The sequence below is a fragment of the Mesorhizobium sp. M4B.F.Ca.ET.203.01.1.1 genome (genome assembly GCF_004791025.1).
Classification (GTDB): domain Bacteria; phylum Pseudomonadota; class Alphaproteobacteria; order Rhizobiales; family Rhizobiaceae; genus Mesorhizobium; species Mesorhizobium abyssinicae.
The window spans coordinates 1-435 of sequence record NZ_SRUO01000068.1; the positions used below are offsets into that span (position 1 = coordinate 1).

The 435-nt window shown below is 69.7% G+C and carries 1 protein-coding gene; it reads left to right on the forward strand.

The features are described 5' to 3' along the window. Positions 1–366: amidohydrolase family protein (locus EN846_RS33640; RefSeq protein WP_145971983.1), on the forward strand; the 366-nt coding region annotated here is incomplete at its 5' end. Positions 367–435 lie beyond the last annotated feature (69 nt).

The window sequence follows — 435 nt, forward strand, 5'->3', positions numbered from 1 at the left end:
GCCACGCTGGAAAACGCGGCACGCCTGCAACGGGCCGGCGTGGCCGTGTCGTTCGTGCAGCGTGGTGATGCTTCGCACAACGCGCGCAAGATGCGCCAGCTGGCCGGAAATGCCGTGGCCAACGGCTTGCCCTGGGCCGACGGCCTGGCCGGGCTGACCCGGGTGCCGGCGCAGGCGTTCGGCGTGGCCGACCAGATCGGCAGCATCGAGCCGGGCAAGCGTGCCGACCTGGTGCTGTGGGAGGGCGACCCGCTGGACGTGGCGCACTATGCCGAACAGGTCTGGCTGGGCGGCCGGGCGATGCCGATGCGCTCGCGCCAGACCGAACTGCGTGACCGCTACCTGCAGCGCAACGCGCAGCCCTGACCGCATTGAAGGACACCACCATGGCCACCCTGCGCTGGTATTTCGACTTCGTTTCGCCGTACTCCTACC